At 71.6% G+C, this 22,645-nt stretch carries 18 protein-coding genes; 2 read left to right on the forward strand and 16 right to left on the reverse strand.

Translation table 11 applies throughout. The features are described from left to right. Positions 1-51: 51 nt before the first annotated feature. The 15 genes from AB0M35_RS11995 to AB0M35_RS12065 all read right to left on the reverse strand — a co-directional run bounded on the left by AB0M35_RS11995 (position 52) and on the right by AB0M35_RS12065 (position 19,089). Complete coding sequence (locus AB0M35_RS11995) at positions 52-3,162, reverse strand: type ISP restriction/modification enzyme (protein ID WP_363744368.1); 3,111 nt, start codon at positions 3,160-3,162, stop codon at positions 52-54. A gap of 369 nt (positions 3,163-3,531) precedes the next feature. After that, the gene (locus AB0M35_RS12000; protein WP_363744370.1) at positions 3,532-6,408 is read right to left on the reverse strand and encodes a LuxR C-terminal-related transcriptional regulator; all 2,877 of its coding nucleotides are present in this window, start codon (positions 6,406-6,408) and stop codon (positions 3,532-3,534) included. Between the two features lie 143 nt (positions 6,409-6,551). Next, positions 6,552-7,163 (reverse strand): TetR/AcrR family transcriptional regulator, encoded by a 612-nt coding sequence (locus tag AB0M35_RS12005; protein WP_363744372.1) that lies wholly within the window; start codon positions 7,161-7,163, stop codon positions 6,552-6,554. A gap of 47 nt (positions 7,164-7,210) precedes the next feature. Further along, on the reverse strand, positions 7,211-8,446 hold the full coding sequence (locus tag AB0M35_RS12010; protein WP_363744374.1) for an acyl-CoA dehydrogenase family protein: 1,236 nt from the start codon (positions 8,444-8,446) through the stop codon (positions 7,211-7,213). Position 8,447: 1 nt separating this feature from the next. Beyond that, positions 8,448-9,467 carry a phosphotransferase family protein gene (locus tag AB0M35_RS12015; protein ID WP_363744376.1) on the reverse strand — a complete coding sequence of 340 codons (1,020 nt, stop codon included), beginning with the start codon at positions 9,465-9,467 and terminating at the stop codon, positions 8,448-8,450. After that, the gene (locus AB0M35_RS12020) at positions 9,460-10,245 is read right to left on the reverse strand and encodes an SDR family oxidoreductase (RefSeq protein ID WP_363744510.1); all 786 of its coding nucleotides are present in this window, start codon (positions 10,243-10,245) and stop codon (positions 9,460-9,462) included. The genes AB0M35_RS12015 and AB0M35_RS12020 overlap by 8 nt, the downstream gene beginning before the upstream one ends. A 111-nt stretch (positions 10,246-10,356) precedes the next feature. Further along, complete coding sequence (locus AB0M35_RS12025) at positions 10,357-11,637, reverse strand: ABC transporter substrate-binding protein (RefSeq protein WP_363744378.1); 1,281 nt, start codon at positions 11,635-11,637, stop codon at positions 10,357-10,359. Between the two features lie 57 nt (positions 11,638-11,694). Next, a complete protein-coding gene (locus AB0M35_RS12030; protein ID WP_363744380.1) occupies positions 11,695-12,801 on the reverse strand; it encodes a branched-chain amino acid ABC transporter permease in 1,107 nt (368 codons plus the stop codon). Next, positions 12,798-13,676, reverse strand: a complete 879-nt coding sequence (locus AB0M35_RS12035) for a branched-chain amino acid ABC transporter permease (RefSeq protein WP_363744382.1) — start codon at positions 13,674-13,676, stop codon at positions 12,798-12,800. The genes AB0M35_RS12030 and AB0M35_RS12035 overlap by 4 nt, the downstream gene beginning before the upstream one ends. Positions 13,677-13,693: 17 nt before the next feature. Next, positions 13,694-14,413 carry an ABC transporter ATP-binding protein gene (locus AB0M35_RS12040; protein ID WP_363744512.1) on the reverse strand — a complete coding sequence of 240 codons (720 nt, stop codon included), beginning with the start codon at positions 14,411-14,413 and terminating at the stop codon, positions 13,694-13,696. Further along, the gene (locus AB0M35_RS12045) at positions 14,413-15,195 is read right to left on the reverse strand and encodes an ATP-binding cassette domain-containing protein (protein WP_363744384.1); all 783 of its coding nucleotides are present in this window, start codon (positions 15,193-15,195) and stop codon (positions 14,413-14,415) included. The genes AB0M35_RS12040 and AB0M35_RS12045 overlap by 1 nt, the downstream gene beginning before the upstream one ends. 88 nt (positions 15,196-15,283) lie before the next feature. Then, the gene (locus tag AB0M35_RS12050; RefSeq protein ID WP_363744386.1) at positions 15,284-16,441 is read right to left on the reverse strand and encodes an acyl-CoA dehydrogenase family protein; all 1,158 of its coding nucleotides are present in this window, start codon (positions 16,439-16,441) and stop codon (positions 15,284-15,286) included. Continuing rightward, complete coding sequence (locus tag AB0M35_RS12055; protein ID WP_363744388.1) at positions 16,438-17,595, reverse strand: acyl-CoA dehydrogenase family protein; 1,158 nt, start codon at positions 17,593-17,595, stop codon at positions 16,438-16,440. Before AB0M35_RS12055 ends, AB0M35_RS12050 begins: the two co-directional genes overlap by 4 nt. 119 nt (positions 17,596-17,714) lie before the next feature. Further along, positions 17,715-18,545: an alpha/beta hydrolase gene (locus AB0M35_RS12060; RefSeq protein ID WP_363744514.1), complete on the reverse strand. Its 831-nt coding sequence runs from the start codon at positions 18,543-18,545 to the stop codon at positions 17,715-17,717. 256 nt (positions 18,546-18,801) lie between these two features. Next, positions 18,802-19,089, reverse strand: coding sequence for a DUF2277 domain-containing protein (locus AB0M35_RS12065; RefSeq protein ID WP_363744390.1), 288 nt, complete (start codon positions 19,087-19,089; stop codon positions 18,802-18,804). A 144-nt stretch (positions 19,090-19,233) separates the two neighbouring features. On the opposite strand from AB0M35_RS12065, the gene AB0M35_RS12070 reads away from it, so the two are divergent. Continuing rightward, on the forward strand, positions 19,234-20,505 hold the full coding sequence (locus AB0M35_RS12070; protein WP_363744392.1) for a glycosyl hydrolase: 1,272 nt from the start codon (positions 19,234-19,236) through the stop codon (positions 20,503-20,505). A 140-nt stretch (positions 20,506-20,645) separates the two neighbouring features. Here the strand turns inward: AB0M35_RS12070 and AB0M35_RS12075 are convergent, their stop codons facing one another. After that, entirely contained in the window at positions 20,646-21,155 is a 510-nt protein-coding gene (locus AB0M35_RS12075; RefSeq protein WP_363744394.1) for an SRPBCC family protein, read from the reverse strand. A 185-nt stretch (positions 21,156-21,340) separates the two neighbouring features. On the opposite strand from AB0M35_RS12075, the gene AB0M35_RS12080 reads away from it, so the two are divergent. Further along, the gene (locus AB0M35_RS12080; protein WP_363744396.1) at positions 21,341-22,567 is read left to right on the forward strand and encodes a DUF2786 domain-containing protein; all 1,227 of its coding nucleotides are present in this window, start codon (positions 21,341-21,343) and stop codon (positions 22,565-22,567) included. Positions 22,568-22,645 lie beyond the last annotated feature (78 nt).

Here is a 22,645-nt window from a genome sequence, read left to right on the forward strand (position 1 = left end):
GTTGTCACCATTGCTGTCGGCAGGGCTTGACCCTCCCGAGGGTTGTCCCGGCTACAGCAACCTTGCGATGCCCTCGCCCGCAGCCTCTTGTCGATTACTGCTCAGGCTGAACAGCGGTTTACGGTCTGTCGGGCTAGCAGGCCAACGGACGCCTGCAGCGGCCAACTGGTCGCGATCGACGACGTTACCGCCCAGGACTGCGGCGAGGATATCGGCCTGGACGGGTTCCAGTTCGACTAGCCGGGTCAAAACGGTGAGTAGATCGATAAACTCGCCGGTCCAACTCGACTCCCAGGCGACTACGTGTACGTCATCGAGTGGGGATCCCCGCCGCCCGCCCGGGTCCTTTTTTCGGTAGTTGAACCAGGATTTGACAATGTTTCGACCACCGACGGCGTAGTCCCACACCTCGGCCCGGACCGGCCCGAACTCGCCGTCGCCAACGACGATCACCTGGCGTTGCAGGTCATAGCGCATCGTCTCTGGCACCGCCGTCACTGATACCAGCGACAGCGGCTGCCGCGCGTCACCGGAGGGAAATCGAATGGAACCGGCCGGTCGATCTGGAGCAGTGAACGTTTCGCCGTAGGTGTGCAGCCACAGAACTTGGCAGCCGACCTCGACGGCAGAGTGCCAGAGCTTGGCGTCGGTGGTGATGGGTATTCGGACGCCAGGCGTAGCCAGTTCGTCGGCGAATGTGGCAGTGAAGGCTGGGTGAGCAGTGATGCCAGCGATGTAGGCGAGGACGTCTGCGGCGGTGATCTCCGTGCCGAGTCGTTCGGCGAGTGCCGCCAGAATCCCTGGGGCGAGGTTCGGAGCACCGCCAGGGTGAAGATGCGGCAGGGAACGACCGCCACGATTGTTGAAGTTGTGAAAGTCGGGGATCAGCCCTGAGAAAATTAAGGCAGGACCGCTCGCGATAGGGTTCGAGTGCTGCTCGATGACAAACACTTGGCCAGGCATGCGGGCAGACCAGAGGTCACGGCGGGGCATGTCCATGAGGCGTGGATCGGCGAGCAACCATTGCCGGTCGAAGGCCCGGTAGCCAACGCGTGCGAGGGCGACAGTCGGTCCAACTTCCTTGATTACCGGCACGCTTGGATTCGGGTGTGTGTCATCGCCGGGAAGCTTCGGCTTCACCTTCATCAGGTTCGCGTCTCGGCCTTCCTTGAATAGCTCAGCCTTCCGCTGCCGGTCCGTCTCACCGACAAGCATCGCCCACCGTATTTTCAGGACCTCCGCGCTGGGCGCGTAAACCCACGTGCGGGTGGGAAACACTCCCGGGGAGTACCAGGGCATTAGGTCGTCAAGCGCGGGATAGGCGTCCCAATCACTGACCGCGGCCGGGGTGAGCGGAGCGTCCCACTCGCTTCGACAGTCTCGCCACCCGTCGTCGTCAAGCAGCACCTCGGCCAGTGCGGCTAGCTTGTCTTCTCGGCGGCCGGTCAGTGTGCGGTGATGGACCAGCGCAGGCTTGTCGCGGGTGGCGTCGGCGGTTCGGACGAAGATGCCGATGGCGAGCGGTTGTCGGACGCCGGGAAAGATCCGGGTGGGGATGTCCGGAGTCTGCCCCTCCGGGGTGAGGTCAATGATCCAGCCCTCGGAGGCGTAGCGGCGTAGGTATGCGCGCATCCCGGTAAAGGCTGGTCCGGAAAGGTAGCCGGAGGTGGTGACGAAGCAGATCACCCCGGCGTCGCCGTCGACCTGGTCGCGGGTCGACTCCCACACTTTCCATGTGGCCCAGCGCCAGAAGTAAACATATAAGTTCTTCAGCTTTGCCTTGAACCGACCGATACCTGACGCGTACCAGTCCTCTAGCGGTGCGGAAGCCTTTCGTCTGCTGTCGAGGCCGGCCGTGCCGTTCTCCACCCAGCCGCCCTCGCCATTGGCAAGCTCCTTATAAGGAGGGTTGCCGATGACAACGGTGACGTTCGCACGAGCCTTGATCTCGTTGGCCTTGCGTCGGGCGCGGGCGATGAGCTGCATTCCTGACCCAAGCTGCACATCGTTGGCATGGGGGTCATCGAGAGTGTTGGTGACGAAGAGCTTCATCCCCCCTGGAGGGGCTGCCGCCTTATGTGACGCGAGCAGGTCTGCGGCACGCAGCTCGGCTACCGCATACGGACCCATCTGAAGCTCGAAGCCGACTACTCGTTCAGCGGCCAGGCTCACCGCGCCGGCCACTGCCCCCGGCCCGTCGTGAGCTTCGGCGACCTTGGCGATCCGGTCAAGGATGGTTTGCAGGTACGTGCCGGTACCCATCGCTGGATCAACGGTGAGCACGTCCGGGTCGGCGAAGCCTCGGGGCTTGTCCAGCCGGGACACGAGGACGTTCTCGGTTAGTCGAACCATTTGCTCGACCAGCTCAATGGGGGTGTAGTACGACCCAGATGCCCTACGTAGCTCCGGGTCGTACTCGTCGAGGAAGTGCTCGTACAGGTGCAGGTAGGTGTCTCGGCGGCCTCTACGGACCCTCGTCCAGTCGACGGCGTCGACGACCCGGGCGAGCAGGTCGAGGGTTACCTTGAAGTCAAGGGCGAGGTCGTCAGTGAGTAGCTGCAACGCTCGGCCCATAAGCGAATGTTCGGCACGAAGCTTCTCGCCGATGGTGTGCAGCGATTCGCCTGTAACGGTGATCGAGTTGGTACGGGCAAGCAGCAGTGCGAACGTCACCGTCTGCGCATATCCGTCGGCGAAGGTGCTGTCATCGGCTTGCGGGAACAACATCCGCCGCCAGTCCTGCGCTAATCCCAGGAACGGTTGAATCTCGCGCTCGGCACCACCCCGGACGGCCTTCCGCTCGGCGGCGAGCTGGTCTAGGACCTCGCCGCGCAGTAGCCGCGTGAGCGGGGCAATCGCACATACGAGCGCACCAACACTCGTGATCGGAGCTGGCCGCCACTCCAAGAACTCGGTGAGCAGTTTCTCGAAGGCGGGCGGGGCGGTGAGGATGCCGTCGTCGAGGCTGCCGGTTAACCTCACCGGCGCGTCGACTAGCTCCCGATCCCGGTACAGCCGCCATTCCGTGCCGTTGGTGTAGAGGAGGTTCGGTAGGTCGCGTTGGCGCTCCCACTGCACCCGGTCATGACCACGTAGCCCACTCGGGTCGATGCTCTTCCCAGGTGCCTTGACCTCCACATATCCCGTGATCGCGCCGCCCACGGTGACGCCATAGTCGGGCCGGACCTGCCGCGCAGTATCACGGACCTCATCGTGGAAGACGGCCCTCACACCCATCTGCTTGCCAGCAGCTCCGAGAAGCTGCTCGATCGGGCTCCGGATCGCGGCTTCGCGCTCGCCAGGACCTGCCAGTTTGGAGGCGCAGGATGCCCCAAACCGCCGGACTGCCTCATTCAGCCACTGTGCCGATCCAGACACCCGTACCCCCACCGGCTCCCCGATCACCGCGCAGTCCTGTCCGGACTGACCTGTGTGGACACGCTACCCGAAATGTGAATACTCGTCGGGGGTCGCAATATCGTCTCAACGGGTGCGGCTGGGACCAGATGGAACGATGCGTCGGTCGCGGCCTCAGCCCAGTGCGCGAGCCAGTTCGGTGCGGGAGCGGATGCCGAGCCGGTGGTAAATGTTGCGCAGGTGGTGGTCGATGGTCCGGGTGGACAGGAACATCTGCGTGGCAACCTCCCGGTTGGTGGCACCGGCGGCGACCAGTTGGGCGATGCGCAACTGCTGCCCGGTGAGCAGCCGCACCGCCTGCCGGTCGGGCGTGCCGACGGACTCTCCCGCCGCGCGCAGCTCCACGGTGGTCTGCCGCGCCCACACGTCGGCACCGAGCAGGACGAAGGTCTGCCGGGCCCGGTGCAGGTGGTCGCGGGCGTCGCGGGGCCGCCGGTTGCGGCGTAGTTCCCGGCCGTAGAGCAGTTCGGTGCGGGCCCGTTCGAAGGCGGCGGCGTCGGCCGGGTGCAGGCACAACGCCCGGTCGAAGTGTTCCTCAGCTTCGGCGCTGCCGCGCGGGGCCAGCAGGGCGTGGCAGCGGGCCGACAGCGCCCGGCGCAGCGGGCTGGCGGTGCTGCCCGCCCAGCGGTCGAAAACGGCGAGCGCGGCTCGGGCCCGGGCGGTCCTGCCGTCGTGGGCGGCGGCTTCCACCAGGTGGGGTGTGGCCATCACCTGGACGAGCACCTGGCCGCGCCCGGTGCCGGGTCGGGCCAGCGTGGCCAGCCGGTCGGCCGCGTCGGCGTACCGGCCGTCGACCAGGTCCAGCACCCCGAGGGCCCACTGGGCGAGGGCGTACGGGCGGCTGCCGGGTGCGGCGGTGTCGCCCAGTTCGGCGACGTGGCCGAGGCAGGCGTCGTGGTCGGCCCGCACGGCCGACAGCACGGCGAGCAGACCGAGGTGTACGCCGGCAGTGGCGTGCTGTCCGGCGGCCCGGGCCACCCGCAGTCCTTCCTGGCAGCTTTTCGCTGCGGCGTCGTGCCGACCCAGCCAGTATTCGCTCATCGCGCGTAGTTCCAGCGCCCTGGGCAGCAGCGACACCTCGCCTCGGTCGGTGGCCAGGTCGACGGCGTCCTCGGCGAGCCGGTACGCCGCGGCGTCGACCGCGACCAGCAGGCCGGCCACGGCCGCACCGGTCAACGCGGTCGGGGTGAGTGCGGCACCGGTCAGCCGGCCACCGAGGGCCACCGCGCGGCGCAGCAGTGGGCCACCGTGGGCGTGCTCGCCTCGCAGGGTGGCGGCGACTCCGGCAACCAGGTTGGTCAGCAAATCCGCCCATGGTGGATCCCCGGCGCGGCGCAGGGCCTGCACCCGGCGGGCCACCTCGGCGTAGCGGTAGTGGTCGCCGGAGAAGCAGACGGCCTCACCCGCGCGGACCAGGGCGACCAGTGCCGACTCCCGGTCGCCATCGGCCAGCGCGGTGGCGGCGGCCAGCAGGGTCGGCAGGGCGGTCGAGGGGCGACCACAGCGCAGGTGCATCTCACCCCGCAGCAGTTCGGCCAGGCCAGCCGTGGCAGCGGTCACCGGCGGGCTAGCGGCGCTGCGCCCGGTCGGCGAGGGTGAGGCCATCGGCAGGCCAGCGGCGCTGCGCCCGGTCGGCGTGGGTGGGGCCTGGTGTGGCGGTGCGCCGGTCGCGTCGGCGACGCGGTGCAGCAGCGCCTGGGCCCGTTCGGGGTGCCCCGCCTGCCAGGCGTAGCGGGCCGCGGTGACCTGCCGGGCGGTGGCGAGCGCCGGGTCGTCGCTGAGTTCGGCGGCCCGGGTCAGCGCGGTCGCGGCGACGGAGCGGTCCTGGTGGGCTGCCGCCGCGTCCTCCAGCTCGGCGGCCAACGCCGGATCATCTCCGTCGGTCGCCGCAGCCCGGTGCAGGGCCCGACGCAGCCGGGAGCCGGGGCCGTCGAGGGCGGCGGCGAGCAGCAGGTGGGCGTCGCGGCGGGCGGCGACGGAGGCGGTGGCCTCGATCATGCTGCGGGCCAGGGGTCGGGGAAAGTCGGCGCCACCGGGTGTGGTGATCCGGATCAGGCCAGCGGCCTCGGCGGGTACGAGTGCCTCGACGCCGCTGCCGGCCGCTCGCAGCGCGCGGCCCAGGGTGAGCGGGTCCACGGCGGCGGCGCGGCCGGTCGGGGCCGGGGTGGCGAGGTCGGCTGCGGCGATGGCGGCCAGCAGCAGCGCGCTTCGGGTGTCGTGTGGCAGGCGGGCCAGCAGGGCGCGGTAGGTCCGGCCGAGGGTGCCGTCGGCCGGTGGTGTCGTCGGCAGGGCTTCGGTGCCGCTCCACTGGTCGGGGGTCAGCGAGTCGGCGAGGTCGACGAGGGCCTGGGGGTTTCCGGCGGCGAGGGTGGTCAGGGCGGCCAGCACCGGCTCGGGTGGTGGTGGGCCGGGGCGGCGGGCGGTCAGCAGGGCGAGGCTGTCGGAGGGGTCCAGGGGCAGCAGTCGGCGGCCGGGTATCGCCTCCGCTGCGGTGTCGTTGCCGGCGGTGAGCAGGAGTACGACCGGCAGCTGCGGCAGCCGTCGGGCGACGAAGGTCAGCACCCGTGCGGTCGGGGTGTCGCCCGCGTCGAGGTCGTCCATGGTGCACAGCAGCGGGCCGTCGTGGGCGGCCTCGGCGAGCAGTCCGAGGACGGCGTGGGAGAGGATGAGCTGGTCGCGGTCGTGGCAGCCCTCGCCGGTCAGGGCGTCGCGCAGCACCTGCCGCTGCCGTTCGGGTAGCACGTGTGCGCGGTCGCGCACGGGGTCCAGCAGGCGCTGCAATCCGGCGTAGGGCAGCATCGCCTCGTCGGCCAGGCCGGCGGCGGCGAGCAGGCGGCGACCTGCGCGGTGGCGGTGGGCGTACGCCAGCAGGGCGGTGCGCCCGGCGCCGGGCTCGCCGTGCAGCAGGAGCGCTCCGCCGGCCGGTGCGGCGAGCAGTGAGCGGATCTCCCGGCACTCCGCCTGCCGGCCCCGTAGCAATTCTATTTGCACTGCTGATGCACTAACCATGCATCGAGTCTCGCCTATCGGACAGCGCTTGAGAAGAGGTAGATGCGGAACTCTGCGGCAACCGCCCCAGGTCACCCGCCGTCGCGGTGCCGGCCGCGACCGTCAGCGCCCGGCCACCTGGCCCGTCAGCGCTCGCCAACCTCGGCCAGCAGCGCGCCGACGGTACGGGCCATCACCGCCCGGGCGGCGTCCACGCCCAGCCCGAGGCCGTCGCGCAGGGTCGACCAGGCCGGCCAGGTGCTGGCCGCCACCACCGCGTTGACCACCTGGTCGCGCGCCGCCCCGGCCCGGTCCAGTTCCTCGGCGAACAACTGCTCGACCTCGTCGCGTACCCGGGCGATGTGCTTGAGCCGGTTGCGGCGCAACTGCGCGGAGAACGGTTCGCGCATCTGCGCGGCCCGCGCCGACGGGGCGATCAGTTGCAGCAGCTTCGCCCGCTGCCGGCAGAAGGCGTCGACCCGCTTGGCCAGCGGCAGGGTGGGCGAGATCGGCCGCCAGGCGGCGTCCTGCTGGCGGAGCAGTTCCGCGCCGCTGGCCTCGAACAGCGTCTCCATGTCCTTGAAGTTGGTCCAGAGCGTACGCAGGGAGATGCCGGCCCGCTCGGCGATGCGCTCACCGGTCGGACGCAGGTCGCCCTCGGAGATGAGCGCCAGATGCGCCTCGACGATCGCCGCACGGGTGCGTTCCGCCCGGGCGGTGCGTCCGTCGACCCGACCGGCCGCCTCGGCACTGACCATCCGCGCCCGTCTCCTCACCTTTACGGTTCCATTCGCGCCAGCCGAGTCTAGACGCGCGCCGGCACGGCACCTTCGTCCCGATACCGGCGCAGCTCCCGGCGCGCCAGCGACTGCCGGTGCACCTCGTCGGGGCCGTCGGCGATGCGCACCGCGCGGGCCCGCGCCCAGAGCCGGGCCAGCGGGGTGTCCTGGCTGACCCCGGCCGCGCCGTGAGCCTGCACCGCCCGGTCGATGATCCATTCGACCGTCTCCGGCACGGCGATCTTGATGGCCTGGATCTCGGTGTGGGCCGCCCGGTTGCCGACGGTGTCCATCAGCCAAGCGGTCTTGAGCACCAGCAGGCGGGCCTGCTCCAGGCGTACCCGGGCCTGCGCGATCCAGTCCCGCACCACCCCCTGCTCGGCCAGCGGCGCACCGAAGGCGTGACGCTGGCTGACCCGCCGGCACATCAGTTCGACGGCCCGTTCCGCCATGCCCAGCAGCCGCATGCAGTGGTGCACCCGGCCCGGTCCGAGCCGGGCCTGCGAGATGGCGAAGCCGGACCCCTCCGCACCGATCAGGTTCGTCGCCGGCACCCGTACGTCGACGAAGTCGATCTCGGCATGGCCGCCGTGGTCACCGTCGTCGTACCCGAAGGCCGTCATGCCTCGACGGACGGTGACGCCGGGGGTGGCGCGCGGGACGAGGATCTGGCTGTGCTGCTGGTGCCGGGGTGCGGAGGGGTCGGTCAGGCCCATCACGATGAAGATCGCGCACCGTGGGTCCATCGCGCCGGTGACGAACCATTTGCGGCCGTTGACGACGTACTCGTCGCCGTCGCGTTCGATCCGGGTGGCGATGTTGGTGGCGTCGGAGGAGGCGACCGCCGGCTCGGTCATCGCGAAGGCGGACCGGATCCGGGCGTCGAGCAGCGGCGTCAGCCACCGCTCGCGCTGCTCCGCCGAGCCGAACTGGGCGAGCAGTTCCATGTTGCCGGTGTCCGGGGCGGCGCAGTTGAGCGCCACGGGAGCGAGCCACGGACAGTGCCCGGTGATCTCCGCCAGCGGCGCGTACTGGAGGTTGGTCAGGCCGGCGCCGTGCTCGCCGGGCAGGAAGAGGTTCCACAGCCCGCGTCGACGGGCCTCGACCTGTAGTTCGGCCACCACCGGCGGCACCCTCCACGGCTCGCCCGGTACGCGGGTCTCGGCCTCGAAAATCGGCTCGGCCGGGAACACGCACTCGGTCATGAAGTCGCGCAGGCGCTCGCGCAGCCGTTCGGTGGTCTCGTCGTAGCGGAAGTCCATGTCATCCCTTCCGGATGGTGGTCAGGCCCTCGGCGATCAGCGGCGGCACCTGTGCGCCGATCCGGTCGAACCCGTCCCCGACGGTTTTGCCCTGCACATAGCGGTAGTGCACGCCTTCGAGGATCACCGCGAGCTTGAAGGCGGCGAAGGCGAGATACCAGGGCAGGCCGTCGACCGACCGCCCGGTGCGCCGGGCGTACCGGGCGGCCAACTCGTCGGTGCCCGGTTGGCCCGGCGCCGCCACCCGGCGGGCGTAGAGCAGCGACAGGGCCAGGTCGGCCAACGGGTCGCCGACGGTGGACATCTCCCAGTCCAGTACGGCGCGGACGGCACGGTTATCGCCGAGCAGGACGTTGTCCAGCCGGAAGTCGCCGTGCAGCACGGCCGGCGAGCGGGTCTCGGGTGCGGCGGCGGCCAGCCGGTCGTGCAGTTCGGCGATGCCGGGCAGGTCCCGGCTGCGGGAGGCGTCGAGTTGGCGTTTCCAGCGGCGGACCTGCCGGGCGTTGAAGCCGTCGGGGCGACCGAAGTCGGCCAGGCCGATCGACGCCGGGTCGACCGTGTGCAACACGGCGAGCAGGTCGATCAACCTGAACGCCAGGTCGCGCACCTGCGACGGGGACCAGCCGACAAGCTCCTCCGGTTCCCGGTGCACCCGGCCGGGTACCTGCCCCATCAGATAGAACGGCACGCCCAGCACCGCCGGGGCGGCACAGTGGTGCACCATCGGCGGCACCGGAACGGCGGTCGGGGTGAGCGCACTCATCACCCGGTACTCCCGCCCCATGTCGTGGGCCGTGGCCAGGACGTGACCCAGCGGCGGACGGCGCAGCACCCAACGGGCCTGCCCGTCGGTCACCGCGTAGGTGAGGTTGGACCGCCCGCCGGTCAGCAGTGCGCCACGCAACGGCCCGGCGACCAGCCCGGGAACGCTGCGGTTCAGGTAGGCCGTCAGCCGGTCCAGGTCGAGTCCGGGCAGGGCCCCACCGTCGTCCGGCGCGGCACCGTCTGCCGGGTCAGTCATCGCGGCGCTCGGTCTGCTGTTGGAGGCGGTTCATTCCGCGCAGCCAGCGGTCCGGGTCGGCGGCCCGGTTGGCGTACCAGGCGGCTACCTCCGGATGCGGCAGCACCAGGAACCGATCGTCGGCCAGCGCCTCCAGCACGCAGTCGGCCACCTGGGCGGCGGTGACGGCCGTGGCGTCCAGCAGGGCGCTGCTCATCGCGTCGCCGGCGGCCAGCATCGGGGTACGCACACCCTGCGGGCAGAGCGCCTGCACGACGATGCCCCGGTGCGCGTACGTGGCCCGGAGCCACTCGGCGAAGCTGAGCGCAGCGTGCTTGGTCACCGCGTACGGCGCGTTGCCGAGCATGGTCAGCAGGCCGGCGGCCGACGCGGTCACCAGCAGCCGTCCCCGCCCGGCAGCGAGCCAGTACGGCAGCAGTTCGCGGGCGGCGTGGACGTGGGACATCACGTTGACCCGCCAGGCCGTCTCCCACGCCGCGTCGTCGGCGTCGCCTGCGGGTGCCACGCCGGCGTTGGCGCAGTACAGGTCGATTCCGCCGAGGCGTCGGCGGGCGAAGTCCACCAGCTCGGCGACACCGGCCGGGTCGGCGGCGTCACCGGGGCAGGCGTGGCCGCCGATCCGAGCGGCCACGGCCTGTGCCGCCTGGGCGTCGAGGTCGTTGACGATCACGCGGGCCCCGGTGGCGGCGAACCGCTCGGCGAGGGCCGCACCGATGCCGGAGCCGGCACCGGTCACCACGACCGCCGCCCCCGACAGCCACCGTGCTCCTTCCGGCATGCCGGCGGTCGCGCCGTCGGTGGCCGGGTCGGCTGTCGACATCGGACTCCCGTCTGCGGTCGGGCGTGGTCCGCACCCCGTACGCAGGTGCGGACCACGCGGACGTGTTGCTCAGGCGGTCGGCACGCCGTTGACCGGTGGCGACACCGGCGGTGCGGTGTACTCGTTGACCGGTCCGTCGGACTCGTCGGTCTCGTACGTCGGGCCGAAGTAGCTCTGCGCTCCCCCGCTGACCCGGCTCAGCCGGCCCCCGCCGTAACCGGAGTGGTCGGTGGCGGAGAAGCGCAGCGGTGCGACGCCGGGCCCCTGGTAGCCGCCCTTGCGGACGGCCTCGACCAGCGACTCGCGGGTGAGGTCCTTGCCGGCGGCCAGCAGCACCTGCACGAACAGGTAGCCCACGGCCATCCCGTAGACGGTGTTGCCGTCGAACTCCGCGCCACCGTTGTGTTCGGTGTTCACCTTGGTGAACAGCTGGATCCACGGGTTGTCGGTGTCGCCCTGCATCGGCAGGTAGTTCAGGCCGACCATGCCCTCCAGCAGTCCGGCCGCGTCGCCGAGTTGCCGGGCCAGCGTCGGGTGGTCGGCGCCCACGTTCGACACCACCCACTGCGGGCGGAAGCCCAACCGGGCGGCGGTGCCGACGGACAGGGCGGTGAAGCCGGGCACGGTGGCGAGGATGACGACCTCACAGCCGGCCGCCTTGAACGCACCGATCTGGGGGGCGACGTTGGTGTTGCTCGTCACGTACGTCTCGCGGGCCACCACGCCGTCGGCGCCGAGCACCTTCTCCACGCCGGCCAGGGCGTCCTGCCCGAAGTCGTCGTCCTGGCCGAGGAAGCAGACCTTCCGATCGGGCAGGGTGGTCTTCACGTGGTTGGCCAGGATCTTGCCTTCGACGGTGTAGTCCGGGTTGAAGCCGAAGGTGTTCGGGTAGCGGTCGGGCTGGTCCCAGTTGCGGCTGCCGGAGGCGACGAAGAGGTCGGGCACCCGGTTGGTGTGCAGGAAGTCCAGCACGCCGGTGTGGGTGGGGGTGCCGAGGCCGTTGAGGACGGCGAAGACCTTGTCCTGCAGGACGAGTTGCCGTACGACCTGCTGGGTGGTGGCCGGGTTGTAGCCGTCGTCCATGATCTTGTAAGTGATCTTGCGACCGTGCACGCCGCCGTTGGCGTTGACGTAGTCGAAGTAGGCCTTCGTCGCCGGGGCGATCTTCGAGTAGCCGGCGGAAGCGGGCCCGGTCAGCGGCATGTGGGTACCGACGACGATCTCCGTGTCGGTGACGCCGGGAACCGGCTCGCCCGAGCCGGGACCGTCGTCGGAGCCACAGGCGGTGGAGCTGAGCAAAAGGGTGAGGGTGGTGGCGATCACGAGACCGCGCCGTGCCGTGGTTCGCATGGGACACCGACCTTTCATCGGTCCGGTTGTGCGAGGTGGGTGGTTGGGGTGGGACGGTTACGAGCGCCCGGCCGGCCAGCGGGCGCGCAGCGCCCGGGTCAGTCGGGACAACAGGCCCTGCACGCCGCCGGGCGCGGCGATCATGACCACGATCAACGTGGCCCCGAAGATCGCCAGCGGCAGGTTGCCCTCCAGCCGCTGTGCCGCCGCCGGCGAGAGGGTGAACAGGTTCGTCAGGGAGTGCGTCAGGTCGGGCAGGGCGACCAGCAGGAAGGCGCCCCACACCGCACCGGCGAGCCGGCCGAGACCGCCGATGACGACGGCCATCAGCAGGAACAGCGACAACGTCAGCCCGAACGCGCCGGGTGACACGCTCTGCGCGAGCACCGCCAGCAGGGCGCCGCCGAGACCGGCGCCGGCCGCGCTGACCACGAACGCGATGACCTGCGTACGGGCGACGTGGATGCCGGCCAGCCGGGCAGCGACCTCGTCGTCGCGTACCGCCCGGAACAACCGGCCGTACCGGCTGCGGACCAGGTTGGCGAGCACCACCAGGCAGAGCAGGGTCGCCCCGGCTGCCACCCAGAGCTGCCACCGCTCGTGCGGGAAGTAGACACCCAGGCCCTGCGGTGCGGGCGCCAGCGGCACCGCCAGACCCTGCTCCCCGTTGAAGACGCCGTCGAAGGTGACGGTCAACGCCGGCACCACCACCGCCACCGCCAGGGTGAGCCCGGCCAGGTAGGGGCCGCGCAGCCGGGCTGCGGCGACGCCGACGACCAGGCCGACCGTCACGGTGACCGCCACGGCGGCGACCAGCGACAGCAGCAGCACCGAGCCGGAAGTGACGCCTCGGTCGAAGAAGGCGCTCTGGCACAGCGCGACCGTGTACGCGCCGGTGGCCATCAACGCCCCGTGCCCCAGGGAGAGTTGCCCGCAGAGCCCGGTGAGGATGGTCAGCCCGGCGGTGGCGCAGAGGTAGGCGGCCACGGTGGCCAGTTGGAAGTTGCGGTACGAGTCGAGCTGGTAGCTGACCAGCAGCACCACCAGTGCAGCACCGGCGGCGACGGCGAGGTGGCGGATCAGGGTCGGCACCGGCCGGCCGGGGCGGACGAGATCGACGGCGCGGTGCTGGTGGGGCGGCGCCGACGCCCGGGTGGCGCTCACACTCGCCTCGCGGTGACCGGGGCGAACAGCCCGCCGGGGCGCAGCAGCAGCACCGTCAGCAGCAACGCCAGCACCGCGAGCGGGATGAGGTCGCCACCGGCGTACCCGCTGACGTAGGACAGCAGCAGACCGACACCCAGGCCACCGACGACCGCGCCGGGCGGGCTGTCCAGCCCGCCGAGCACCGCGGCGGTGAACGCGGAGACGAAGACCAGGTCCATCGCGTGCGGATGCAGGCCCAACTCGGTGGGGATGACCAGCATCGCGGCCAGGGCGCCGACACCCGAGGCCAGTGCCCAGCCGAGGGTGAGCATGCCGCCGACGTTCACGCCGAGCAGCCGGGACACCTCGGGTGCGAAGGCCGCCGCACGCATCCGGAGCCCGATCGCGGTCCGGGTGAAGATCCAGACCAGGGCCGCGCCGACCACCCCGACGGCCGCGAAGACGAACAGGTCGTACGGGGACAGCACGGCGGTGCCGCCCACCGCCAGCGCGGTACGGCTGAACGGGGCCTGCGCGGGCCGGTACTCGTTGCCGTACAGCATGCCCAGGACCGCCTGGATCAGCAGGACCAGCCCGAGCGCGACGATCACCGGGTTGAGTGGTGAGCGGTGGTCCACCAGCCGCATCACCGCGATGTCGACGACCGCGCCGAGCAGCAGTCCGGCGAGCAGTGCCGCGCCGAAGCCGAGCCAGTACGAGCCGGTCGCGGCGGTGACGCTGTAGGCGACGTACGCGGCGGCGACCGCCATCGCGCCCTGGGCGAAGTTGACGATCCGACCGGCCCGCCAGATGAGCACCAGGGCGAGGGCGAACGCGGCGTAGACCGCGCCCCTCGACAGCCCGTCGAGGGTGAGGAAGAGGAAGCGGTCCACGGTCCTCCTAACGTTGATCAGAATCCGAGGTAGGCGTGGCGCAGGTCGGCGTCGTCGCGCAGCCGCTCGGCCGGGGCGGCCAGGACGACCCGGCCGAGCGACATCACGATGCCCTGGTCGGCGACGGCCAGGGCGCTGCGCACGTTCTGCTCGACCAGCAGCACGGTCAGCCCGGTGTCGTCGCGCAGCCGGCGCAGCAGCGCCATGGTCTGGGCCACCACGCGGGGTGCCAGGCCGAGCGACGGTTCGTCCAGCAGCAGCAGGCGGGGTCGGCCGACCAGGGCCCGGCCGAGGGCCAGCATCTGCCGTTCGCCACCGGAGAGCTGGTGGCCGAGGTGCCGCCGCCGCGAGGCCAGCGGCGCGAACAGCTGGTAGACCTCGTCGAGGGCGCGTGCGGCGTCGCGGCGGTCGCGGCGCCACAGCGCGCCGAGGCGCAGGTTCTCCTCCACGGTGAGTTCGCCGATCACGCCGCGCCCTTCCGGCACGTGCGCCACACCACGCCGGACGAGCTGCTCGACCGGGGTGCCCCGCAGGTCCTGACCATCGAGGAGGATCCGGCCGGCGGTCGGGCGCAGCATGCCCGACAGGGTGCGCAGCAGGGTGGTCTTGCCGGCGCCGTTGGCGCCGATGACGGCGGCGATGGTGCCGGCGGGCACCCGCAGGTCGACGCCGTGCAGCACCGGCACCGGCCCGTAGCCGGCGGCCAGGGAATCGGCGGTGAGCAGGTCGGCGGTCATCACGCGGCCTCGTCGACGGTCGCGCCGAGGTAGGCGTCCACCACGGCCGGGTCCTCGCGGACCGCCTCGGGCGGCCCGGCGGCGACGACCCGTCCGAAGTCGAGCACCACGATCCGGTCGCAGACCGCCATGACCAGGTCCATGTGGTGTTCCACCAGCAGCACGGCGCAGGGGTCGGCAGCCCGGTGCGGCAGCCCCCGGATCAGCTCCGCGAGGGTTTCCACGTCCTCGGCACCGAGGCCGCCGGCCGGCTCGTCGAGCAGCAGCAGACGGGGACGGGCGGCCAGCGCGCGGGCCAGCGCGACCCGTTGGCGTACGGCGAAGGGCAGGGTGTCCGGCGCGGCGTCGGCGTACGCCACGATGCCCAGCTCGTCCAGGACGGCGCGGGCGTGCTCGCGGAGCCGGCGCTCGTCGCGGTCGCTGCGGGGCAGCCCGAGCAACGCCGGCAGCAGGCCGGTGCGGGCGGTGTGGGTGGCCCCGGTCATCACGTTCTCCAGCACGGTGAGCCCGCTGAACAGGCCGGTGCCCTGAAGCGTGCGGGCGATGCCCAGCCGGGTCAGCCGGTGCGGTCGTGGGCGCAGGGGCCGGTCGTCGAGGGTCAGCGTGCCGGTGTGTGCGGCGACGAAGCCGCACACGACGTTGAACAGCGTGGTCTTGCCGGCGCCGTTCGGGCCGATCACTCCGACCACCTCGCCCGGACCGACCCGCAGCGAGACGTCGTCGAGGGCGGTGAGGCCGCCGAAGCGGACGCCGACCTGGTGCAGTGCGAGACCGTCCGTCATCAACCCGCCCCTCGCCGTGCGGCCAAACTTATTACACTGGGAGTGTACGTTTCTCGCGTGTTTCGTCAACACCTTCAATGCCGCGTCCTCAGCGGACGGCAGCGCCGGACGGGCCGGTGGCCGTGACCGGTGGCGGCAGGTCGACCAGCCGGGCCAGGGCGGCCCGGTGCCGATCGGCGGTGCCGAAGGCGATCGCGGCGCTCTTGGCCCGCTTGAGGTACAGATGCGCCGGGTGCTCCCAGGTGAAGCCGAGCCCACCGTGCAACTGCACGCAGACCTCCGCCGCCCGCACCGCCACCGGCCCGCAGTACGCCTGGGCCAACGCGGCCGCCAGCGCCGCCTCGGGACCAGCCGCGCCGAGCCGGTCGGCGGCGTACCGGGCCACCGCGCGGGCCTCGGTCAGCTCCACCCAAAGGTCGGCCAACCGGTGCTTGACCGCCTGGAACGAGCCGACCGGACGGCCGAACTGGTGGCGCTGGCGCACGTAGGCCACCGTCGTGTCCAGACACCACTGGGCCAGGCCGACCTGCTCGGAGGCGAGCAGCGCCGCGCCGGCGGTCAGCGCCGCCGTCAACGCGTCGGCCGCGGCGGCGCCGGTGGCGATCGGACGGGCCGCCGCACCGGTGAACTCTATGTCGACGAGCGGTCTGGTCGCGTCCAGCGATACCACGGCGGTCATCCGCACCGCCGGTTCGGCGGCGTCGACGACGTAGAGCGCGTCGCCGGCCGGGACCAGCAGCAGGCCGTGCGGCGCGGCGTCGGCCACACCGGTCACCCGACCGGTGAGCGTCGGTCCGGGACCGACCGTGACCGGATCGGGGCGGGCATCGGGCGCGATGGCGGAGCCGGGTGCGGTGGCGAAGTCGGGTGCGGTGGCGAAGTCGACCGCCACCGTCACGTCGCGGTCACCGGCGGCCAACTGGCGCAGCAGGGTGTCCTCGGCACAGGCGAGCAACGCCCGGGTGGCCACGGCGGCGCCCAGGAAGGGCACCGGCGCGACCGCCCGACCCAGCTCCTCCAGCACCACCGCGACCTCGCGGAAGCCGGCGGCGGCGCCACCGTGCTCGGCGGGCACGGCCAGCCCGGTCACCCCGAGCTGGTCGACCAGCCGGCGCCACAGTGTCGCGTCGTACGGGTCGTCGTCGACGGCGGCGAGCGTGCGTTGCCACGGGGCGTGCGCGGCCAGCAGCGCGCGTACGGTGTCGCGCAGCGCCTCTTCGTCGGCGTCGTAGAGCAGGTCGCTCATCGGTCCACCCGGGGTTCGGTGGGCAGCCCGAGCACCCGCTCGGCGATGATGGTGCGCAGGATCTCCGAGGTCCCGCCCTCGATGGAGTTGCCCCGGGCGCGCAGGTAGCGGTAGGTGGCGGTGCGGCCGAGCAGGTCGGGTTCGGTCGGGCGACGCATCGTCCAGTCGTCGTGCCGCAGCCCTTCGGCGCCGCGCAACTCCACCTCCAGCCCGCTGATCCGCTGGCTCAGCTCGGCGAAGGAGAGCTTCACCGCCGAGCCTTCGGGGCCGGGCTCACCGGCGGCGATCAGCTGCCGCAGCCGCAACGCGGCCAGCCGGGCGGCTTCGGCGCCCACCCAGGCGCGCAGGACCTCGTCGTGCAGCCCGGCGGTGCGCAGCTCCGGGCGTTCCCGCCACAGCCGCGCCAGCACGCCCACCATGCCGCCCTCGCGGGGCAGCGGTCGGCCGCCGATGGCGACGCGTTCGTTCATCAACGTCGTACGGGCGATCTGCCAGCCCTGCCCGACCGCGCCGATGCGGTGGGCGTCGGGCACCCGGACACCGGTCAGGAAGACCTCGTTGAACTCCGCTTCGCCGGTGGCCTGCCGCAGCGGACGCACCTGCACTCCCGGTGCGGTCATGTCGCAGACGAAGTAGGTGATGCCGTGGTGCTTGGGCGCGGCCGGATCGGTACGGGCCAGCAGGATCGCCCAGCGCGCTTCGTGGGCCAGCGACGTCCACACCTTCTGACCGTCGATGACCCAGTCGTCGCCGTCGGGCACCGCCCGGGTGCGCAGGCTCGCCAGGTCGGAACCCGCCTCGGGCTCGCTGAACAGCTGGCACCACACCTCTTCACCGGTCCACAGCGGTCGCAGCCAGCGTCGGCACTGGGCGTCGCTGGCGTGCCGCAGCAGGGTGGGCGCGGCCATGCCGAGCCCGATGCTGTTGCGTCGGGGCCGGTTGTCCGGCGCGCCGACCGCGGCGAAGGCGTCGTCGACGACCGCCTGCAACTGCGGCGGCGCGCCCAGGCCACCGCGCCCGGGCGGGTGCTGCACCCAGGCCAGCCCGGCGTCGAAGCGGGCGCGCAGGAAATCGAGGCGGTCACCGTTCGGGTCGTGCGTGTCGAGGAACGCGGCGACCAGCGCGCGCAGCCCGTCGGCCGTGTGGTCGGACACCCACCACCTCCATAATTTTTGCACTGTCGATGCAATATACGGCCGCCGGTCCTCGGGACGGAAGACCGGCGGCCGAACGATCCGGGGCAGCCTGAGTCGCGGCCGCCCCGGCAGGACCGTCAGTGCGGGCAGGTGTTGCGGTACTCCTCCACGGCCAGGCCACTCGGGCCCGGGCAGAGGAACTGGTCGTAGCGGGTGTCGTCGTCGACGAACCGCTTCAGCCAGGCCACCATCTGCTTCGCGGTGGGGGTGTTGACCGTGTTCGGGAAGAAGTGACCCTCGTTGTTGAGTTCCAGGTACGCCTTCTCCGCCGAGGCCGGGATGCTGTTGTAGAACGGCTCGGAGTGCGTCGAGACCGAGGCGACCGAGTCGGTCTCACCACCGATGATCAGTGTCGGCACCCGCAGGTTCGACCAGTTCTTGGTCAGGTTCCACGGGGCCAACGGCACGGCGGCCTGCAACGACGGCCGGCTCGCGGCGGCCTCCAGGCTGCCGCCGCCGCCCATCGAGTGACCGGCCACGGCGAGCCGACTGGAGTCGATACGGCTCCGCACCGAGCTGCGCTCGGTCAGGTAGTCCAGCGCGGCCAGCAGTTGCCGGCCCCGGCTGCTCGGCTGGTCGAGCCGGGTGATGGTGTCGATGCCGATGACCACGAAGCCGTGCGAGGCGATCCGCGGGCCCAGCCAGTCCAGGCTCGACCAGGAGGCGGTGTAGCCGGGCGAGATGGCCACCGCGCCGAAGGTGCCCGCCGTGGTGGTGGTCGGGTAGTAGATGACACCGCCGCCGAAGCCGCTGACCAGTGAGGAGACGGTCGTCGACGAGGTCGCGAAGGGGCCACGGCTGGCCTCCAGGATCGCGTTGGTCGGCGCCGGTCCCCGCTCGTACGGGTTGGCGGCCTGGGCGGCGGACGAGGTGGCGACGACGCCACCGGCGGCCAGGACGGCGGCCATCGCCAGCCGGGCCAGGACAGAGACGGAACGGGGACGGGTGGTGGTGGTTGATCGCACGTCGGATACTCCCTTGGGTTGGAGCGGTATCGACTGCGATCAGTGTTTGGGGCGTTCCGTCAGCGCCGCATCGGCAGAATCACCAGTCACCCGGCACCAGCCCCGCCGGCAGAGCACGACGAGCCCACCCCCGCGCCGGGCGGATCGCGGCAGGCGTACGCACCTGATCGTGGCTGGCGTCGGTCGAACGAGCTGCCGGTCAGTCCGAGGCGGTCGCTCGAACTCCGTACCTCTCGGCCGCGCGGGCCTTGGCCTTGGCAGCCTCCACCTCGCGGTCGCGGGGAGGCGCCTTCGTCACGAGGCTGTTCACGAGGGTCCGGGTGGCCGCCGTGATGACGCGGACGGCCTCGTTGAAGGCCTCCTCGTTGGCCGCTGACGGCCGCGTCGCGCCGCTGACCTTGCGCACGTACTGGAGGGCGGCGGCCTCGATCTCATCGTCGGTCGCAGGCGGTTCGAAGTTGTGGAGCACGCGTATGTTCCTGCACATCCCTCCACAATGCCAGGCCCGACCAATACCGGTGGCCGGGCCAGTCGATCGTGCTCTGTTCAGGAAACCCATGTCGATGTGAACCATGGCCGGTTGCGCGCCGTGGTACCCGCAACCAGCCATGGATTTCGAGGAGCATCGTTCATGACCTCACGTAACGTGAGCCGCCGACGGCGTGTGCGTGTTATCGCGACCCTGACCTGCTGGGCGGCCGTGGCCGGCTTGGTTGCCGCACCGTCGGCGATGGCCGGCTCGGCCGCCGGAACGTCGGCGACGGCCGGCTCCGGCGCACCGATCGTCGGGGTGGCCGGGAAGTGCGTCGACGTCCAGTGGTCCGGAACTGCGGACGGCACGACCGTCCAGCTGTGGGACTGCAACGGCACCGACGCGCAGAACTGGGCCGGGGCAGGTCAGCGGGGCTCGCTCCGCGCGTTCGGCAAGTGCCTGGACGTGGCCGGCGGCTCCCACAGCGACGGCGCACGGGTGCAGCTGTGGGAGTGCAACGACACCGACGCACAGAGTTGGTCGACGGACGACGGGCGGCTGATCAACACGGGGTCCGGCAAGTGCCTGGACGCGTTCGGTGGGACGGCGACTGGGACGCCGTTGCAGATCCGCAGCTGCTCGGGCACCAGCACGCAGGCATGGGCGCCTGGCGGCGCTCCGGCGGCAGCCGGGCCGACGACCAAGAAAGGCGTCGCCACGTGGGCGTTCCCGCCCGGCGGCGACGGAATCCGCGACGTGGGCGCGGCCTGGTACCACGACTGGTCCACCTCGAACAGCGACGTGCGGGCGCCGGCCGAGTTCGTACCGATGATCTGGGGTGCCGCGTTCGTCAACGACGCCGAGTTGGCCGCCGCGCAACGGTCCGGCCGTACGCTGCTCGGCTTCAACGAGCCGGACCTGCCGTCGCAGGCGAACATGTCGGTCGAGCACGCACTGGACCTGTGGCCCCGACTCCAGGGCACCGGCATGCGGCTGGGCAGCCCGGCTGTCGCCTTCGGCGCCGACACCCCGGGCGGCTGGCTGGACCGGTTCCTCGCCGGCGCCCGTCAGCGCGGGCTGCGGGTCGACTTCATCGCCCTGCACTGGTACGGCTCGGACTTCGGCGACGACGCCGCAAACCACCTGATGCAGTACGTGCAGGCGGTCCACGAGCGTTATGGCCTACCGATCTGGGTCACCGAGTTCGGCCTGATCGATTTCAGCCAGGGTGCGCCTCGTTACCCGTCGCCGCAGCAGCTCGTCACGTTCATCGGCAAGGCGACTGCCGCATTGCAGGCCGCGCCGTACGTCGAGCGGTACGCCTGGTTCGCCCTGCCGGCCACCGGCGAGCACGCGGCGCACGGGCTGTACCGCGAGGACGGCAGCGCCACCGAGGCGGGCGCGGCCTACCGGGTGGCGGGCCGTTCGTAGGTCTCGACGGTCGACGGCCGCCGCCGCAGGGGTGGCCGTCGACCGGCCCGGGTGTTGCGGGCGCCGGGTTTCAGCCGGCTGCCGGCGCCCGGTCGACAACGAGAGAACAGCTGGCTGCGGTTACGGACAGCCCGGCGAGCTCACGCCGGGTTGGTCCGGGTGGGCAGCGAATCGTAGTAGGGCTTCATCGCCGGGTAGTAGTCGTTGAAGCTCGGCGTGGCCGCGCCCTCCCGCGCCGCCACCAGCATGTCCAGGTAGTACTCCCAGCCGGGACCCAGCTCGCCGATCTCGTCGGTGGTGTCGAGGTGGTGCACGAGCCGGAGCTCGGTCTGACCGCCGCTGTGCGACAGCAGTAGCTCGATCCGCCAGTTGCCGGACTCGTCGGTCGTCGACAGCGCCAGGCGCCGCGGCGGGTCGCACGCGTCGATCCGTACGTCCAACCACGGCGCCTGGTCCTCGTAGGCCATCTGCATCTTGATCATCCGACCGGGCGCGGCGTCGCCCTCCCACGCTCCGAACCATCGGGCGGTGCGATCGGATTCGGTCACGCTGGCCCACACGTCATCGATGGTGGCCCGGAACGTGCGGCTGAGGACGAGGTCGTGGCCGTCAGCGACCAGAAAGAGCCGGCCGCCGGGTGCATTGATCATGCCGTTTTCTCCTGCCGTCGATCCGCCGTGTCGCGCCGGCGGCGCTCGCGACGGGTGCGGTAGTCCTGACCGCCTGGTCGGCACCGGCCTACTCCAACGCCGACCGATCGAAGACCGTCCGGTGGCCACCGCCGTCGACCAGCCACCCGCCGAAAGTCCCGGCCCGACTCCGTAGCCTTACGCTGGTGACAGAGGTACGGCAAGGGATCAGGGCGGTTCTCGCCGGGACGGTCGACTACGAATCAGGGCTGGACGCGCTGGCCGTCGCAGGGTCGGCCGAGGTCGACCCGGAACTGATGGCCGCGAAGGAAGAGGCGTGCAAGCGGCTGTGGCGGGGTGGGTGGCAGCCGGCCGAGTTGCACCGGGTGGTCGCCCGGCGGGGTCGGCCGCGCCAGGCCGACCTGGTGATCGACGCGGTCGCCGCGCAGCTGCGACGTTTTCCCCGGGCCACGGTCGACGGGCGGTGGCTCGCGCAGGCGGACGCCCTCGGCGCGCGAATCTGGTGGACCGGCGACGCGACGTACATCGACGAACTCGCGGCCCGCTGGCGGCTCGACCGGGTGGCCGTACTCGATCTCGTGTTGGGCCTGCTCGTCATCCTGGCCACGCTCCCCCGGATCGAGGTGCTCGTCCCCCCGCCCGGGTCCGCCGCCGCACCGGACGACAGGCCGGGCGCCGTCGGGTCGTCCCGGATCGACGCCCGGCTGCTGGACCGGGTACGCGCCCTGCTCGCCAAGGCGGAGTCCACGACCTTCCCGGCCGAGGCGGAGGCGTACACCGCCAAGGCCCAGGAGTTGATCACCCGGCACAGCCTGGACGAGGCGCTGCTGGCCGCCCGAAGCGGTGACCCGACGCCAGTGGTGCCGTACGCGCGGCGGATCGGCGTGGACCACCCGCACGAGAAGGAGAAGGCGTCCCTGCTGGACGCCGTCGCCCGGGCCAACCGCTGCCACACGGTGTCGTCACCGGAACTGGCGTTCAGCACCGTCTTCGGCTTCGACACCGACATCGACGCGGTCGACCTGCTCTACACCTCCCTGCTGGTGCAGGCGCACCGGGCGATGGCCCGGGCCGAGCCGCCGGGCGGCAAGGCCGGTCGGAGCCGCCTGAAAGCGTTCCGGCAGTCCTTCCTGGTGGCGTTCGCGGTCCGGATCGACGAACGACTGGCCGGCGCGGCACAGCTCGCGTTGGCGCAGGCCACCGGCCGGGGCGACGCGACGATGACCGACCCGGCCGAGCTGCTGCCGGTGCTCGCCTCCCGGGACGAGCAGATCCGCGAGACCATGCGGCGGGTCTTCCCGCACACCGTCCGGGCCCGAGCCAGCCGGGTGGACAGCCGCGAGGGCTGGGAGTCCGGTCGGCAGGCCGCTGACCGCGCCGCCCTGCCGACCGACACCACCCGGGGCAGATAGACACCTGCCGCACGGGGAAGCTCAGCCGGTCGCCGGACCCGGTTGAGGCCCGCCCGTTCCGCCGGTGCGACCTGTCGT

The organism is Micromonospora sp. NPDC051196 (genome assembly GCF_040682415.1).
In the GTDB taxonomy this organism is placed as follows: domain Bacteria; phylum Actinomycetota; class Actinomycetes; order Mycobacteriales; family Micromonosporaceae; genus Micromonospora.